This window comes from Ruegeria sp. YTSC003 (assembly GCF_059609785.1).
The window spans coordinates 66,692-83,416 of sequence record NZ_JBXWMK010000004.1 but is presented as its reverse complement, the minus strand read 5'-3'; the positions used below and the strand labels follow the sequence as shown (position 1 = coordinate 83,416).

Below are 16,725 nucleotides of genomic sequence, written 5' to 3'. Positions count from 1 at the left end.
TGTCTTGAAACGCAGGTGGTGTTGGCTGTCAGGCGGCCTTGTCTGCAAGCAGGTCCTGGCGGTACCGTTTGAGGTCTTCAATCGTGCCGACCTTAAGGCCGTGCCGGGCGCCAAATTCCAGCAGATCCGGCAGGCGCGCCATTTCACCGTCATCATTCATGATTTCGCAGATCACACCGGAATCCCCCTGCCCGGACAGGCGGGCCAGATCAACTGCGGCTTCAGTGTGGCCTTCGCGTTCCAGCACACCGTGCGGTTTCGCCACCAATGGGAACAGATGCCCGGGCGAAACCAGATCTGCCGAAGAGCCGCTGTCGGACGCCAAAAGTGCAATGGTCCGCGCCCGGTCGCTGGCGGAAATGCCGGTGGTCGTGCCTTCTTTCGCATCCACCGAAATGGTGAACGCGGTATGATGTGGATCCGTGTTCAACGCTGTCATCGGTCCAAGACTGAACTGCTCGGCCCGTTCGGGCGGAATGGCCATGCAGATCAAACCCCGACCAAAGCGCGCCATGAAATTTACCGCGGTCGCATCCGCGCAGGCGGCTGGAATCACCAGATCGCCCTCGTTCTCGCGGTTTTCATCGTCGACAAGAATTACCATACGGCCTTGTTCGCAATCCGTAATGATCTCGTCGATGGGCGACAGCTGATAAACTTCATGCAGATCGAACACGGTCTTCCCCTTATACGTTCAGAGGTTTGATGACGCCTTCGGCGAATTCGATCAGAGCTTCCTGCTCGATCTCGTCGCCAAAGTAGTTCACGTGGTGCCAGACAAAGAATTCGTCGATCTGATAGCGCTCGGCCAGTTCACCGACCTGGTCCAGAACCTGTTGACGCGAGCCGTCCCAGACGCGGCCTAGTGGGACGTGATAGGGCGGCGCGTCGTAGGCCGAGAACCACAGGTTGTCGAACATTTCGCGGTACTGTTTGGTCTTGGCGGGAGTCTTGCCCATCATCAGATGCGCACCCAGAGCCAGAACGTCGTTGTTGGTGGTTTGAGGCAGCCCGTTTTCATGCGCAGCCTTCAGGCAGTTCTCAAGAATCACCGGCATGAATTCTTCTTTGTCGGCGGTCACGAAGGACACCATCTTGGCCCCTTCCGAAGCCCAGAACTTGGCAGTTTCCATCGAATACGAGAACGGCGCATATACTTTTGGGTGCGGCTTTTGCAGCGGACGAGGCACGATGCCCGATTTGCGCAGGATCTTGTTGCTATCAACCGGGCTGTCACCACCCCAGAGTTTGGTTGGATTGAACTCCCACTCGACATTCGACGGGAAATTCCAGAATTCGCCCTGATGTTCGGTCAGGTCGTCCGTCCACAGCGACTTGATCAGACGCCAGTTTTCGTACAGCGCGCGACGGTTGCGCTGGTCGGCCTCGGACTTGTCGGATTCAGCCGAGGTGATGTCCAGGTGCTGCCCCATGGTCGCCGTCCAGCGCGGCGTGTTCCCGCGCGAGAACCCTGCGAAGACGCGGCCGCCGGTCATATGGTCCAGCATGGCGATGTCTTCGGCTGTCTTGATCGGGTTCATCGCGGTCAGGTTCATCCCCAACTGACCAACTTTGAAGTTCTTGGTGTGCTGGGCGATGTACATGTTCCAGAACAGCGGGTTCGTGGTGCATTCAACGCCTTCGACCTGCATGTGGTGCTCAGTCAGGCAGAAGCCGTCATAGCCCAGCTCTTCGGCAAGGACCATCTGATCACGCATCGTGTGCATCATCTTGTTGAACCGAGCAGGGTCACGTCCGGCAAGCTGAGTATCCTCGCCATGCTGGCGTGCGAATGGAATGGCGAGAATCTTGAACTTCATACAGGCGTCCCCTGGCGTGTGATTGAACGTTCACTAACAATCCCATACAGCCGGCAATTTCGTCAAGCCCCGAATTGATTTTCCCTACGTCGCAATGACACTGCGACGATTTCCAACTGGACAAGAGATAGGGATTTCAACATGTTGCCCTCAGGTAGGGTCCTATGGAGGCAAGCCACGTGTTTTTGTATTCTGCTGCGCAAGTTGATGAATTTATTAATAAATCGCAGCTAGATGGCGTGTGCGTTGCGTTGGCGATTGATGCTGCGCGCGAGGAACTCAAACGCCTCGGAGACACTTTGCATCCAACACTGGTCAACACCTCGGCCACGAATCTGGCAACTGCGGGACAGGGGCAAATCGAGGCTCAGGCCATCCGCATGTCGCCAGAAGATTCGCCGCTGACCACATACCGTGTCTCGATCGTTCAGGCCGGACACAATCCCGGTGAAGCCGCCACGCTGATGGAAGTGACCTGCACGTTCTCAGTCGATGCGCAACTGGCGGAAACGCCGAAATCCACTCAGACTGAAAAGCCGCCCCGCGCCCTGTCCGACACCGCCGAGGAACGGCGGCGGCAGATCTTTGAAGGCGCATGCAAGGTGATTGCCAAGCATGGGTTCGGCAATGCATCGATGCGCGAGATTGCCAAAACATCCGGGCTGTCGGTTCCGCTGATGTACAAGTACATCAAGGACAAAGATGACATACTGCACTTGATCACTACGATGTGCATGCAGGACATCATCGACTTTTTCGATACCGGAGAACTGTTCACCGGCCCCGCCGATCAAAACCTTGAAAAAGCGGTTGACCGGTACATCGACTACATTGGCGAAAACCGCCGCTATATCAATTTGGTCTATTCGGAAACGCGGTCCATGTCTGCCGAGAACCGCGCGCGCGTATTTGATATGGAGCGTGAGTTCATGGGCCGCTGGAAAGGCATTCTGGACAAAGGGGTCGAGCAGAATGTGTTCCGCCCCATGAACACAGAGCTGATGGCCAATTATCTGTATTTCCTTTGTAATGTCTGGTCTCTCCGGCATTGGAGCATCGGAAAGTTCCCGGAAAGTGAAATCCGGACCAGCCTGAAGGCGCTTATCATGGATGGCGTTTTGGTCAGGGCTGCTCTCTCCAAGAAATCCTGAGCGAACCATCAACCGCTCAGGATTGTTGATGCACAAACGCTTAGGCAATCAAGTCGCACATCTCTGTCGCTTCCGGGCGATTTGGTCGCAAACCAACTTGCGACACGTCTTGGGCGTGTCAAACTGCGTATATGACAACGCTTTGTAGTCCTAACCCTCTGGATCGCCGCGCAACCGGTTGTGACCTCGTCGTGAGTGGATGATGGCAGGCGCTCTGCGCCTTTTGCCATCTGCCCAGACAACGGACAATTCGGACACTCTCATGACATCTCAAACCTTACGCCTGGCCATTGATATCGGCGGCACCTTTACCGATACGGTACTCGTCTCGGGCGATGAGACCATATTGGCTTCGACCAAGACGCTCACGACGCACAAAAATCCCGCAGATGGCGCGATGGAGGGCGCAAGACGTGTCATGGCGGAATCCGGCCGGTCGTTGAATGAGGTGACAGGTTTCATCCACGGAACGACACTGGCGACCAACGCATTGATCGAACGTCGAGGCGCCGTTGTGGCAACCGTGACGACTGAAGGGTTTCGCGACATTCTGGAAATCGCGTATGAGCGGCGATATGCGCAATATGACATCAACCTGGAAAAGCCGGCCCTGCTGGTCCCACGCGAACGGGCGCTGACCATTCGCGAAAGAATGGCTGCCGATGGGAATGTGCTGATCCCGCTGGACGCCAGTTCGATAGACGCGCTGTTGGCCGAACTGGATGCCACCGGTGCAGAAGCGGTCGCAATCTGTTTGATGCATGCCTACGCCAACCCGTCGCACGAACGCAGGTTGCGCGACATTCTCGCGGAAAAACGCCCCAGCCTGACAGTTTCAATTTCCTCTGATGTCAGCCCCGAGGCGCGCGAGTTCGACCGGCTTTGTACCACGGTCGCCAATGCCTACATCCAGCCACTAATGGAAAGCTATCTGGCGCGCTTTGCCTCACGGTTCCAGACAGAAGGCGTGACCTGTCCGATCCTGATGATGACGGCCAGTGGCGGAATGTGCACCGTTCAGACGGCCTCACGCTTTCCGATCCGGCTGGTCGAAAGCGGCCCGGCGGGCGGAGCAATTTTGGCCGCACGGATCGCAGCGCGGGCTGGGATTGACGAGGTTTTATCTTTCGACATGGGCGGGACGACTGCGAAGCTCTGCCTGATTGACAATGCAAGGCCTCAAACCTCGCGCCAATTCGAAATCGCGCGGGCCGCGCGGTTCATCAAGGGGTCGGGCATGCCTGTACGTATCCCTGTGGTCGAAATGATCGAGATTGGCGCGGGCGGCGGCTCAATCGCCGGGGTTGACCGTCTGGGTCGGTTGACTGTGGGTCCAAAATCGGCCGGATCAGAACCCGGTCCGGTAGCTTTTGGGCGGGGCGGCACAGAGCCAACCGTGACCGACAGCGACATTACCTTGGGCTATATTGTGCCGGACACATTTGCCGAAGGGTTTATCAAGATCGCCCCCGAAGCGTCTGAAGCTGCGCTGAACCGGGTCATCGCCGCGCGTCTGGGCACGAACGGCACTGCGGCAGCGGACGGCGTCAGTCGCATCGTCGATGAAAGCATGGCCAGTGCGGGCCGAATGCATGCGGTGGAGTCGGGCAAGGACCTCGGTTCGCGCACAATGATCGCTTTCGGCGGCAACGGCCCCCTGCATGCAAGCCGTGTGGCCCGATCCGCCGGGGTCCGTCGCATCGTGATCCCGCCCAATCCAGGTGTTGGATCCGCGGTGGGGTTCCTGTTTGCTCCGGTCAGTTTTGAGATCGTCAGATCAAGTTATTCTCTACTTGAATACCTGGATCTGGAGCGGGTCAATGCCCTGTTTTCCGACATGATCGACGAGGCAAGCCGGGTGGTTGCCCAAGGCGCGGGTGATGCACTCACCGAAACCCAACGCACGGCTTTCATGCGCTACAATGGTCAGGGCCACGAGATCGAGATTGCCCTGCCCGATCGCGACCTAACATTCGAAGACATAAAACCGCTGACCGATGCGTTCGAGGCGGAATACCGTAAACAATTCTCGCGTCCCGTGCCCGGGATGCAAATCGAGATCCTGAACTGGGCGGTCCGCGTCGCAACCCCAGATGCGGATGTTCCAGATTTGCCGGAAACGCCAGTTCTGACAACTATCACACCAGCCCAAACCCGCCCCATCACCTGCGATGTAGATAGTCAGATAAAGCAGGCTGGTTTTGTGCCACGCGACAGTCTGAGCCCCGGCGACCGGGTTTGCGGCCCGGTGCTGATCACGGAACCGCAGACGACGACTTTGGTCTCATCAGACTTCTCGGCGCATGTGGATGCCATTGGAAACCTCATCCTTATCCAAGATCCGAAAGGAGGTGTATGATGACTGCCGATCATTCCCCCGCCCGCCTGCAAGTCATGTGGAACCGCCTGCTTGCCGTCGTCGAAGAACAAGGTCAGACCCTGATCCGCGCCGCATTCTCACCCATTGTGCGCGAATGCGGAGACATCTCAGCCGGGATCTTTGACGCCGGGGGTCGGATGCTGGCACAGGCGGTTACCGGAACGCCCGGACACATCAACACGATGGCCGAAGCCGTGATGCATCTGCGCGGTCATTTCCCGGTTCAGAACATGAAGCCCGGCGATATCTACATGACCAATGATCCTTGGCTGGCTTCGGGACACCTCAACGACTTTCTGCTGATGATGCCTGCCTTCAAAAACGGTAAGGTCGTCGGCTTTACTTCATGCACATCGCATCTTGTAGATCTGGGCGGCCTTGGAATGGGACCCGAAGGGTCGGATATCTATGATGAGGGCCTGCTGATCCCACCCTGCAAACTGGTCGAACAAGGTGTCCCGAACGCCTTGCTTTTGGACATTGTCCGCGCCAACAGCCGCGAGCCCATTGCGAATGAGGGCGACATATATGCACTGATCGCTTGCTGCGAAGCGGGCGTGAACCGGCTGCTCGGTATGATGGATGAATTCGGAATCGACGATCTTTATCAACTGGGCGGCTACATCATCGACACCTCGCGCCGAGGCACGCTTGAAGCCATCGCTGAAGTGCCCACAGGCACCTATAGAAACGTTCTGAGGATGGACGGTTATGAAAAAGAACTGGAACTGCACGCCACCCTAACGGTCAGCAAAACGGGCATGCATGTGGATTTCACGGGAACGTCGGGTTGTTCGGGCAAGGGTATCAATGTGCCGTTGAACTATGCGACCGCCTATACAGTCTTCGCCCTGCGCTGCATCGTCGGGTCTGACATCCCCAACAACGCCGGATCGTTGGAGCCGTTTACAGTGGACGGCCCAAAAGGCTGCATCCTCAATGCACAACGCCCCGCCCCGGTGGCAATGCGGCACACGCTAGGACAGGTAACACCAGATCTGGTGCTTGGATGCCTGCATCAGGCCCTGCCAGCTCAGGTCCCCGCCGAGGGCGCATCCTGCATGTTCGATCTGCCGATGCGGCACGCACCCGAAGTGGCGCGTGATGGAGGTCGGGAATTCGCGGTTGAACCTGTGCATAATGGCGGCACCGGCGCTCGGCCACACGCGGATGGCTTGTCTGCCACAGCCTACCCTTCGGGCGTGTTCGGATCTCAGGTCGAGATCACGGAAAGCGTGGCCCCCGTCACAATCTGGAAACGCGAACTACGCCAGGATTCAGGAGGTGCAGGCAAGTTTCGCGGCGGTCTCGGCCAACGGATCGAGATGACCTCGGCCAATGGTGCACCCTTTCTCGTTTTCCTGTCGGTTGAGCGCCTCAAATTCCCCGCCCTCGGACGCATGGGTGGAAAACCCGGCGCACCTGGTCGTATTCGTTTCCGCGATAGCGAAAGTGATATCCCGGGCAAAGGAGAACTGCGCGTTGAAGCTGACGACTACCTTATATTTGAAACCCCTGGGGGCGGTGGTTTTGGCGACCCGGCCGCGCGAGACCCACAGGCAATCTCCCTAGACCTCAAGCGCGGTCTGATCAGCGCAGAAGGCGCAAAATCCTATGGGGGCACATCATGATCCGCCCGGTTCCCCACATAAGTGCAATGGCGGCCTATGCGCTGGCCGACCTTGGTGGCGAAAACACTATCTCGTTGGCCCAGAACGAAAGCGCCTTTCCCACAAGCCCCGCTGCCATCAAGGCGGGTCGTGACGCAATGGCCGATCTGCAATTGTATCCTGATCCGGAATGGTTGGAACTGCGCGCAGAAATTGCAGATGTGCATGGACTTGATCCGGCACGGGTGCTGTGCGGAGCGGGCTCGATGGAGCTGATCGGCTGTTTGATCCGCGCCTATGCCGGGCGGGGTGATCGGGTCCTTGGCACGGATTATGGATATGCGTTTGTCGCCTCAGCAGCAGCCCAGGTTCAGGCCGATTACGTCAAGGCGCGTGAAGTGGATCTGACCGTATCCGTCGACGATATCATCGCCGCGGTGTCACCTGAAACGCGGATCGTCTTTGTCTGCAACCCCGGCAACCCGACCGGCACCCTAATCCCCAATTCCGAAATCCTTCGTCTGCGCGGGGAACTGCCCACCGATGTTCTGCTGGTCGTCGATCAAGCTTATGCTGAGTTTTCCGATCACATACATGATCCGGCCGACATCTTCGCGCTGACCGATCGAGGGGACACCGTGATCATGCGCACCTTTTCCAAGGCCTATGGCCTGGCGGGCGCGCGCGCAGGTTGGGGATACTTCCCGCCCGAGATTGCAGCTGAGTTGCGAAAATTGCTCAACCCGAACAATATCTCCATCGCTTCACAAGCAGCAGCCGCTGCCGCGATCCGCGATCAGGAGCATATGCAAAATGTGGTTGCCCGCACGACTGAAATCCGTGAACGGTTTGCCGTGGAATGTCGTGCGTTGGGCCTAATCGTTCCTCAAAGCCATACAAACTTTGTGCTATTGCGCTTTGAATCAACGCAGGATGCACAACGGGCTGATGCGGCGCTTCAATCCGACAACCTTCTGATGCGCGGCATGGGGGGATACGGCTTACCCGACTGCCTGCGCGCCACTATCTGCGAGGCACCGGTCATGGATCGGTGCCTGACCGCCTTGAAGGGAGCACAGAAGTGACCGAAACACGAACCGCAGCCAAAATCGGTGTTCTGGTACCCTTCACCAACACCAACCTCGAACCGGATATGGAGTTGTTGAGGCCGCCCAACACCACAGTCCATTTTCAACGCATGGGCGGATATGACGTGGATGAAATCCCCGGCTCGGATCAGATGGCGGGGTTGGGCGCATCGGATATCACTCACGACCTGCGGATGATCTCGGGCATACGCCCCGATGTGGTGCTGTATGGCTGCACCTCGGCGACACTGACCCACGGACCGTCCTTTGATGCAGAGCTGGCCCTGCAGATTAAGGCGGGCTCGGGTGCAGTTTCGCTGACCGCTGCAGGGGCGTTGATCGCTGGGATCAATGCTGTCGGCGCAACAAAGGTCGGCTTTTCATCGCCCTATTTGGGCGAGATCAATGCCCGGGCGATGGATTTCATGGCCCTAAACGGCATTGAAACCGTCAAATGTGCCGATGTCGGCCGCGAGCTTGGCAATTATGGGCAAGGTGAACTGACCCCGGACGAGGTGTTCGATCTGGCGTGTAGGGCCGATCACCCGGATTCGCAGGCAATCGTCCTAAGTTGCACAGACATGCGCTCGGTCGAGGCGATTGAACGGATTGAGGCCGCGCTGAACAAACCCGTCATTACCTCCAATCAAGCGATGGTCTTTGGACTGCTGAAAGCGCTGAACCTGCCACGTCACAAAGCGTTGCCTGGGCGTCTGTTCGATAGCTTGTGACGCGCGGTCAGGGCAAATGAGATTTTTACGACCCGCCTAACATCGGTTGCAGTTTCCAGGCGGTTTTCAGGGCTTGGTATGGCGTTGCCATCCAAGCAGGCTAAAACAGGCAAACAGAATGGCGGCGACGCAGACGATGGAAGGACCTGCGGGCGTGTCGAAGACATAAGCCGCTCGCAACCCGGCCACAGCAGATGTCGCCCCAATCGCTGCAGCGATCAGAGCCATCGTTTCCGGTGACCGTGCCAGACTCCGCGCCGCTGCGGCCGGTATTATCAGCATTGCCGCGATCAACAAAACGCCCACGACCTTGATGGCGACTGCCACCGTGATGGCCAGTGCAAGCGTCAAAATCAGTTGTTCTCGCTTGGGGTCGAACCCGCTGGCATACGCCAGTTCCTCGTTCAACGTCGCCGTCAACAACTGGGACCAACGCCACGCAATCAAAAATACGACCAGTGCAGCGCCACCCCAGATGACGGCCAGATCCGAACGGGAAACGGCCAGAATGTCGCCAAACAGATAGGCCATCAAATCAATCCGGACACCGGAGAGGAATGAGACTGCCACAAGACCGAATGCCAAGGCGGAATGCGCCATGACGCCCAGCAACGTATCCATAGCGTAACCACGACCTACCAACAGTGTCACGGTCAGCGCCATCAACAAGGCGACGGCCAGCGCGCCTGTAAAAATCGACATCTGAAACGTTAGCGACAGGGCGACGCCAAGAATGGCGGCGTGCGCTGTGGCATCGCCGAAATAGGCCATACGGCGCCACACCACAAAACACCCCAACGGCGCCGCAGCAAAGGCCACGCCAACTCCGGCCAGTGTGGCCCGGGTCATGAAATCATCAAGCATTATTCTGCGGCTTCCTGAGAATCTGTTCCATGGTCATGATGATGATCGTGGTTGTGATCATGATCATGGCGGTAAAGGGCAAGGGCACCGCCTGTTCCGGTTCCGAACAGGGCGCGGTATTCGGGGGCCGAGGCCACGACCGCAGGTGAGCCCTCGCAGCAGACATGGCCGTTCAGGCAGATCACCCGGTCCGAGGCGCTCATCACCACGTGGAGTTCGTGGCTTATCATGATGATCGCGCACCCTGTTTCCTGGCGCACGTCTTCGATCTGGCGATAAAACGCAGCCGAACCGGGCTGGTCCAACCCTTGCGTGGCTTCATCCAGCAACAGGATTTCGGGCCGGTTGATCAAGGCTCGCGCCAGCAGCACGCGCTGGAATTGTCCGCCCGAAAGCTGTGACATCTGGCGCTTGAGCAGATCGGGCACTCCGGCTGTTTCCAACGCAGTCGCGCAATCCTTCTTTGAGGCGCGATGGGTCAGCCGCATGAACCGTTCGACGGTGATCGGCAAGGTCGGGTCGATATGCAGCTTTTGCGGGACGTAACCAATTCTCAGCCCCAGCTTTCGCTTTACCCGCCCGGCAGACGGTTTGATTGCACCGATTATGGCGCGCAGCAGGCTTGTCTTACCCGAACCGTTAGGGCCGACGATGGTCACGATTTCACCAGGTTCGACCCCCATGTTAATGTGCCGTAACACGGTATTGGCCCCATAGCTAACGCTGAGGTCTTCTACGGTAATCAGGTTCATTTCTACGCCTTTTCGGTGCAGTCGGGGCAAACGCCTTCGGCTTCTACAACGGTCCGCTCAATCTCGAAACCCACCGCCCGCGCGGCTGCGCCCAGCTCTCCTTTCGCGGGTGTTGAATGTGCTTCGGCCACGGCATCACATTTCCTACAAATCATGAAGGCCGGGGAATGCGTTGCCCCGGGATGCGCGCAGGCGACAAATGCGTTCAACCGTTCGATTTTGTGGACAAACCCGTTCTCAACAAGAAAATCGAGGGCGCGATAAGCCACCGGCGGCTGCGATCCGAAGCCTTCGTCGCGCAATCGATCAAGGATTGTATAGGCACCCAAGGCCCGATGTTCCTGCAGCAGCATTTCCAAAACCTTGCGCCGCACGGGAGTCAGCCGCAAACCTTCTTCTTTGCACCGGGTCTCGGCAACGGTCAGGCTGCTTTCGACGCAGTGCGCGTGGTCGTGCTTTTGGAATCCGACAAGGGCGGAGTCTTCGGCAGGTGCAGGTCTCGTCTCACTTGTCATGTTATTCCATATCATATATGCCACTCGCAACGTTATAAAATCACATAGAGGGTTTGATGTCCAGAAAGCTTCTTCCTGTTTCGATCACGGCTGCGTTGATGGGGGGCACAGCAATGGCCGATGTCCCAAATGTTGCAGTTGATATTGCACCGGTGCACTCGTTGGTGGCGCGCGTGATGGAAGGTGTTGGGACACCTAACCTGATCGTACAAACCGGCGCGTCCCCGCATGAATACAACCTGCGCCCTTCTGAGGCGGCTGCCCTGCAAAATGCGGATCTGGTATTCTGGATGGGGAAGGACCTGACCCCATGGATGGAAGGCGCGGTAGAGACCCTGGCCAACGGCGCGACAGTCACCCCCCTGCTGGAAGTGGATGGCACCGTCCTTCTGGATTTCCGCGAGGATGCGCTGTTTGAGGCGCACGATCATGACGATGAAGATCACGCCGAAGAGGAGGAACATGACGATCATGGTCACGAGGATCATGCCGACGACAAAGACCATGACGATCATGACCACGAAGAGCATGCCGAGGGCGATGACCACGATCACGAGGATCATGCAGAACACGACGACCACCATGACCACGCGCACGGCGATCATGATCCGCATGCCTGGCTTTCGCCCAAAAACGCCGACACCTGGCTGAACGTGATTGCCGCTCAGCTTTCCGCTGCGGACCCGGACAATGCGGGTGCATATTTCGCAAACGCGGCGGCTGCGCGCGAAGAGATGGCAGCCCTCTCTGCTGAAGTAAGTGCAACTCTGGAACCTGTACGCGGAAGCAACTTCATCGTGTTCCACGATGCCTATCAGTACTTCGAGAACGCCTTCGACATCCCCGCGTCGGGTGCGATTTCGCTCAGCGATGCGTCGGATCCAAGTCCGGCGCGGATTTCAGAAATTCAGGTGCGCATTCGTGAAGAAGGGATCAATTGTGTTCTGTCAGAGCCGCAATTCAACCCCGGCATCGTCGCCACCGTCTTGGACAGAACCGAAGCGAATACCGGTGTGATAGATCCGCTAGGTTCTGATCTTGAACCTGGGGCCGAACTGTACCCGCAAATGATCCGGAGCATCGCAAAAACTTTGGCGGAATGTCTATGACCTGACCGGGCAGCCCGTTTTGGCATGAAAACCCAGAACGGGCTGAACATAGCCGGGGACACCAAAGCATCTCGGACACTTGCTTTTTTTGCGTTTCAGTGCCCGGGGTATTCGCCCGTTTGGGAACGCACCCAGATGTCTTATTGAGTTCCCATCAGAACGACGCAGTCAGAGGCTTTAGCGCTGTCCGGATTAACGATTCTGACACTGGCTAGGGTCAGGCATGTGCCATCTCAGATCACGACGCGCGCCCGTAAAACCCGATGCGTTCTTCGTCTGTGAACTGAACATTTGGCCGATCATAAAAGGAAAACACGGCGATCATGCGGTCGCGGTCGCCTTGAACAGGCGAAACGCGGTGCGCCGTGTTTTTGCCTTTGAAGATGTTCAAAGTCCCCGGTTGCAGTTTCATGAGCGTGGGCTTGCGCCGACCTTCCAGCAATTCAGCCACCCCGTCATAATTAGGGTTGTCATCACTACGCAGGTCCTTTTCGTACTCGAATTCACCGCCCGCCAACGGCGCTTGCAACAGCAGCGTTGTGGTGAATTCGGACCTGTCGAAATGCCAGTTCAGGGCCTGCCCGGCTGAGTAAGCCATTACATTCACGCGGGCCAGCGGATCATCCATGACAAAAAGCTTAGGCTTTTCCATGACCGCGGCCAGAAACTTCGCAAATGGCGGCCATTCATACAGGCGGATGACAAAGGCCTGCCCCAACTGATCGGCGCAAATCGTCCTGTTAGACGTTTCAAGTTGGGTCAGGGCAGGATGGTTGCTACCGAGGCCCTCGATAGACGTCCTGAAATAGATGTTGTGCCGCCGTGCATGGACAAAAGCCTCTTCAGCGAAAACCGGTTGCAGCTCAGACACCGCCGATTCCAGCGCACTGTCGCGAACAAAGCCAGGCAGGTTGAAAAGTCCATTCTCAGAAAGATCGGCTTTGCAGCGTTCGATCAGGCTGTGCCAGGCCATGCTGCCCGGCTGGTCCAGCGGATACAAATCCAAGTTTATGACATCACGCATCTTCGACCCTCCCTTCCTGTTATCCTAAGCAGGGCTTGAAACAGGGTTTTATCAATGGATAGCCTTTTTGGGGAGCATAAGAATTTCAAAAGCTCTGACCAGAAACGGATTGCCCGGCGGAAAGCGCCCGTTCCTGAGGGCGCTGGTTCAGTAGAAATGACGGCGATGGATTTAAAGTCGGAGACCCTCACCAGGATGAGCATGTCGCCGATCCCTTTGCGGCAGGATTACCGGATAGCTTACGCAAAAAGACGTAGATCTCCTCCAGATGTAAAAAAGTCGTGGCTGCGCTGCAAAGTTAAGGCACCACTGAATTCAGCGGTGGGGATCAATCTGGCACACTCGCCCGGCGACGTGAGGTAACCGCCCTGATTTGTTGACGCAGGCTATTTGCCCGCATACGAACTTGCCCACATGCAGGAAACCCACAGCCGACGCGGCACAAATTCCGCCGGACATCCAAGGAATAACGCCATGAGCGAACATATCATCGTCAGCACTCAGGATCGCGTCACCACAGTCACGATTTCTCGCACAGACAAGAAAAACGCGATCACTTTTGCCATGTATACTGCGATAGCTGAAGCCATCGAAGAATACGGTCAAACTGATCATGCCCGGGCGCTGGTCATCACTGGTGAAGGCGATATGTTCACAGCCGGGAATGACCTGCAGGACTTTATGACAGGGGGCCTTCCGGCGGGTGACGTTGAAAATCCGATTATTCGGTTCCTGAATGCGATCCGGGATTGTCCGAAACTCCTGATCGCCGCAGTCAACGGTTCTGCAATTGGTGTTGGCCTGACCATGCTGCTGCACTGCGATCTGGTCTATTCCGCGAACAGCGCTTCATTCAGCGCTCCATTTGTCCAACTGGGTCTGGTGCCCGAGGCCGGTTCTTCGATGTTGCTGCCTGCGTCCCTCGGCATGGCTGTCGCCAATGACGTCTTGCTGGCGGGGCGGGTTCTGACGGCATCCGAGGCCCTGAACCACGGGTTGGTCGCGCGCGTCTTTGCCGACGGTGAGTTGATGAGCGAAGTCCAGGAGATCGCAAAAGCCATTGCAGCCTCATCCCCAGTGGCGCTCAAGCAGTCCAAGGTCCTGATCCGCAATCAGCGTGACGAAGTGGCCGGACACATGGCCGCAGAAATCAAGATCTTTGCCGCGCAGCTACAATCCCCGGATTTCGCCGAAAGCGTTGCGGCCAAACTGCAAAAACGCGCACCGAATTACAGCTGACCTGCGCCTTTGAGGGACTACGGCTTTCCTCGCCTCGAAGGCAGCCCCGGTTATTTCGGAAACGAAAGCTGAGGCACAAAACGCCTCTGACGCAAACCCAAGCTGAAACCAACCTTCCGTTATTGGCCTGCATCGCGAATAACGGAAGGATAACAACTTAATTTCATTACCGGGCTGGTCAATTCCGCCCGGCAATGGAATCAGTGCACATCAACAAATTTTGATTCGCCCTGACACGCTTTAACAAGCCGAAAAGGGCGTGCCCTGTGGCTGTTGGATGGCGTTTCACCCGATAGCCGCGTGAAGTCAGAGGAAAAGCATGGGCCTAACCTGCTATGACGTGATGGTGCCGCCTGAGGTACAAAAGACCATTCTGCCGGATGAAAGCATCGCCACGGCTTTCAACATCATCAGGGGCAGCCGGGCACGGTTTCTGCCTGTCGTGGCCGAAGACGGGACTTATGTTGGCGTCTTTACCGCCCCGACGCTGCTGAAACTGATTCTGCCGAAGGCGGCTACAATCGGTCTAAATGATGATGCGTCGCGCGTCGCGATCGACTCGCTCAGCTTCATGAATCTGACGCGGGATGATTTCGAACAACAGATGGAGCGGCTGAAGACCGAAAAGGTTCGCGACAACATGTCGAGGCCCTCGAACATCCCTGTCGCTGCACCTGATACGCCGGTGATGGAAGGTATCTTCCTGATCTACAAATTCAAACGGCACGTGATCCTTGTTGAGCCCGAAACCAACCGTTTCGTTGGCACCGTAAGCGCCAACTCGCTTTTGGATCGCGCACTCAGCTAACCCTATACAAACCGGACTAAAACCTTGGCTACGCATTCGACGTCACACGGAGAGGCCGCTCTCTCTGTTCCACAACTATTGGGCATTGATCCGCTTTGGATCGCGACCGGAATTCTGATTTTGGTGTATGCGGTCCTGATCACCGAAAAGGTTAACCGCGCCATTCTGACGATGCTGGGCGCGTCCCTGATGGTCCTGTTTGGCATCATCAATCAGGAACAGGCCGTGGCGGGTGTGGACGCCAACACTCTGGCACTGCTTATCGGCATGATGGTCATCGTGGGGATCACCAGCAAATGCGGATTGTTCCAATACGTAGCGATCAAGGCCGCAAAAGCGGTGAAAGCCAATCCAACCGGCATCCTCATCATGCTGACGCTGATTACGGCGGTGTTCTCGGCCCTGCTGGACAACGTGACGACCGTTTTGCTGATCGCCCCGATTACGCTGCTGATCACTGAAGCCCTGGAAACGCGTGTGTTCCCGTTCTTTGTCGCCGAGATCCTGGCCTCGAACGTGGGCGGAACAGCGACGCTGATCGGTGACCCACCCAACATCATCATTGGCTCGGCCGCAGGGCTTAGCTTCAACGATTTCGTGGTGAACCTGGCGCCTATCTCGGCCATATGTCTGGTTGTCCTGACCGGCATTATTTACCTTATGAACCGCAAGGAACTGGCCCGCATTCCGAAATCGGCCAGCGATCGGATTATGGGGTTCAACGAATCCGAAGCGGTTACTGATGTAGTCTTGATGATCAAGTCTCTGGCCGTTTTGGCTCTGGTTTTGCTGGGGTTCACGCTGGGGCACAGCTACGGCATTCAGCCGGGTACGTCAGCGTTGGCCGGTGCAGGCCTGTTGATGCTGCTGGCCTATGGCCACCAAAGCGGTGAAGAACAGTCGGAGTCGGTTCACCACATCTTTGGCGAAGTTGAATGGGTCACAATCTTTTTCTTCGGTGGGCTGTTCGTCATCGTTGCCGGTGTCGAACATGTTGGACTGCTGGCATTCTTCGGTGAGAAAGTGCTGGAGCTGACCCAAGGCGACATGATGTGGACCGCGTTCTTCATCTTTTGGGCCTCCGGCATTTTGTCCGCAATCCTCGACAACATTCCTTTCGTGGCAACGATGATCCCTCTGATCGAGTCCACCGCAGACACGTTCGGCGGCAAGGACGCGATTGAACCCCTTTGGTGGTCGCTGGCGCTTGGGGCCTGTCTGGGCGGCAACGGTACACTGTTGGGGGCAAGCGCCAACCTTACGGTGGCTGCTTTTGCGGAAAAGGCCAAGCAGCCCATCGGCTTCATCGCCTTCGCCAAAATTGCATTCCCGATCATGATCCTCACCCTGATGATCGCGAACGTCTATATTTGGCTGCGTTACTTCTGACCTATGGCCCTTTGAACCAAACGTATTACAGGTTCAAAGGGCGTCCGACTCCGGACAGGTTTACTTGCCCGCATGTGACACGCACCGCGCTGAGGCACCGAATTTGGTTGTCTTTCTAGCCAATCCCCCCTAGTGACGGCCTCACCTCGGGGAGCACGGCCTGCCGCGCTGAGATGCTTATCAAGCGAACCCGTAGAACCTGAACCGGCTAGAACCGGCGGAGGGAAGGGTTTCGGTTTCATCCA

The 16,725-nt window shown here is 57.0% G+C and carries 15 protein-coding genes and 1 riboswitch; of the genes, 9 read left to right on the top strand and 6 right to left on the bottom strand.

Translation table 11 applies throughout. From position 1 onward, the window contains the following. Positions 1–28: 28 nt before the first annotated feature. The gene (ribB, locus tag AC2FFH_RS09655; protein ID WP_496844294.1) at positions 29–676 is read right to left on the bottom strand and encodes a 3,4-dihydroxy-2-butanone-4-phosphate synthase; all 648 of its coding nucleotides are present in this window, start codon (positions 674–676) and stop codon (positions 29–31) included. A gap of 10 nt (positions 677–686) precedes the next feature. Then, the gene (locus AC2FFH_RS09650) at positions 687–1,820 is read right to left on the bottom strand and encodes an LLM class flavin-dependent oxidoreductase (protein WP_496844293.1); all 1,134 of its coding nucleotides are present in this window, start codon (positions 1,818–1,820) and stop codon (positions 687–689) included. 179 nt (positions 1,821–1,999) lie between these two features. Between AC2FFH_RS09650 and AC2FFH_RS09645 the strand changes: the two genes are divergently transcribed. The 5 genes from AC2FFH_RS09645 (at position 2,000) to AC2FFH_RS09625 (ending at position 8,780) form a co-directional block, all read left to right on the top strand. Further along, the gene (locus tag AC2FFH_RS09645; protein WP_496766227.1) at positions 2,000–2,971 is read left to right on the top strand and encodes a TetR/AcrR family transcriptional regulator; all 972 of its coding nucleotides are present in this window, start codon (positions 2,000–2,002) and stop codon (positions 2,969–2,971) included. Between the two features lie 262 nt (positions 2,972–3,233). Continuing rightward, the gene (locus tag AC2FFH_RS09640; protein WP_496766225.1) at positions 3,234–5,330 is read left to right on the top strand and encodes a hydantoinase/oxoprolinase family protein; all 2,097 of its coding nucleotides are present in this window, start codon (positions 3,234–3,236) and stop codon (positions 5,328–5,330) included. Next, the gene (locus AC2FFH_RS09635; RefSeq protein WP_496766223.1) at positions 5,330–6,982 is read left to right on the top strand and encodes a hydantoinase B/oxoprolinase family protein; all 1,653 of its coding nucleotides are present in this window, start codon (positions 5,330–5,332) and stop codon (positions 6,980–6,982) included. The genes AC2FFH_RS09640 and AC2FFH_RS09635 overlap by 1 nt, the downstream gene beginning before the upstream one ends. Beyond that, positions 6,979–8,046, top strand: a complete 1,068-nt coding sequence (locus AC2FFH_RS09630; protein ID WP_496766221.1) for a pyridoxal phosphate-dependent aminotransferase — start codon at positions 6,979–6,981, stop codon at positions 8,044–8,046. The genes AC2FFH_RS09635 and AC2FFH_RS09630 overlap by 4 nt, the downstream gene beginning before the upstream one ends. Next, the gene (locus tag AC2FFH_RS09625; protein ID WP_496766219.1) at positions 8,043–8,780 is read left to right on the top strand and encodes a maleate cis-trans isomerase family protein; all 738 of its coding nucleotides are present in this window, start codon (positions 8,043–8,045) and stop codon (positions 8,778–8,780) included. Before AC2FFH_RS09630 ends, AC2FFH_RS09625 begins: the two co-directional genes overlap by 4 nt. Positions 8,781–8,846: 66 nt before the next feature. Here the strand turns inward: AC2FFH_RS09625 and AC2FFH_RS09620 are convergent, their stop codons facing one another. Genes AC2FFH_RS09620 through AC2FFH_RS09610 form a run of 3 tightly spaced genes read right to left on the bottom strand, consistent with a single transcriptional unit; the run spans position 8,847 to position 10,911 of the window. Beyond that, entirely contained in the window at positions 8,847–9,644 is a 798-nt protein-coding gene (locus AC2FFH_RS09620; protein WP_496844292.1) for an iron chelate uptake ABC transporter family permease subunit, read from the bottom strand. After that, the gene (locus AC2FFH_RS09615; protein ID WP_496724895.1) at positions 9,644–10,396 is read right to left on the bottom strand and encodes a metal ABC transporter ATP-binding protein; all 753 of its coding nucleotides are present in this window, start codon (positions 10,394–10,396) and stop codon (positions 9,644–9,646) included. Before AC2FFH_RS09615 ends, AC2FFH_RS09620 begins: the two co-directional genes overlap by 1 nt. 2 nt (positions 10,397–10,398) lie before the next feature. Further along, on the bottom strand, positions 10,399–10,911 hold the full coding sequence (locus AC2FFH_RS09610) for a Fur family transcriptional regulator (RefSeq protein ID WP_496734856.1): 513 nt from the start codon (positions 10,909–10,911) through the stop codon (positions 10,399–10,401). 56 nt (positions 10,912–10,967) lie between these two features. Here AC2FFH_RS09610 and AC2FFH_RS09605 point away from each other — a divergent pair, with 56 nt between their 5' ends. Beyond that, the gene (locus tag AC2FFH_RS09605) at positions 10,968–12,020 is read left to right on the top strand and encodes a zinc ABC transporter substrate-binding protein (RefSeq protein WP_496766215.1); all 1,053 of its coding nucleotides are present in this window, start codon (positions 10,968–10,970) and stop codon (positions 12,018–12,020) included. Between the two features lie 238 nt (positions 12,021–12,258). Here the strand turns inward: AC2FFH_RS09605 and AC2FFH_RS09600 are convergent, their stop codons facing one another. Further along, a complete protein-coding gene (locus AC2FFH_RS09600; RefSeq protein ID WP_496844291.1) occupies positions 12,259–13,044 on the bottom strand; it encodes a HalD/BesD family halogenase in 786 nt (261 codons plus the stop codon). A gap of 474 nt (positions 13,045–13,518) precedes the next feature. Here AC2FFH_RS09600 and AC2FFH_RS09595 point away from each other — a divergent pair, with 474 nt between their 5' ends. The 3 genes from AC2FFH_RS09595 (at position 13,519) to AC2FFH_RS09585 (ending at position 16,480) form a co-directional block, all read left to right on the top strand. Continuing rightward, on the top strand, positions 13,519–14,283 hold the full coding sequence (locus AC2FFH_RS09595; protein WP_496844290.1) for an enoyl-CoA hydratase-related protein: 765 nt from the start codon (positions 13,519–13,521) through the stop codon (positions 14,281–14,283). A 319-nt stretch (positions 14,284–14,602) separates the two neighbouring features. Continuing rightward, positions 14,603–15,091, top strand: a complete 489-nt coding sequence (locus AC2FFH_RS09590) for a CBS domain-containing protein (protein ID WP_058272048.1) — start codon at positions 14,603–14,605, stop codon at positions 15,089–15,091. A 24-nt stretch (positions 15,092–15,115) separates the two neighbouring features. After that, entirely contained in the window at positions 15,116–16,480 is a 1,365-nt protein-coding gene (locus AC2FFH_RS09585; RefSeq protein ID WP_282169644.1) for an ArsB/NhaD family transporter, read from the top strand. A gap of 137 nt (positions 16,481–16,617) precedes the next feature. Further along, positions 16,618–16,723, top strand: a riboswitch (TPP riboswitch). Positions 16,724–16,725: the final 2 nt, after the last annotated feature.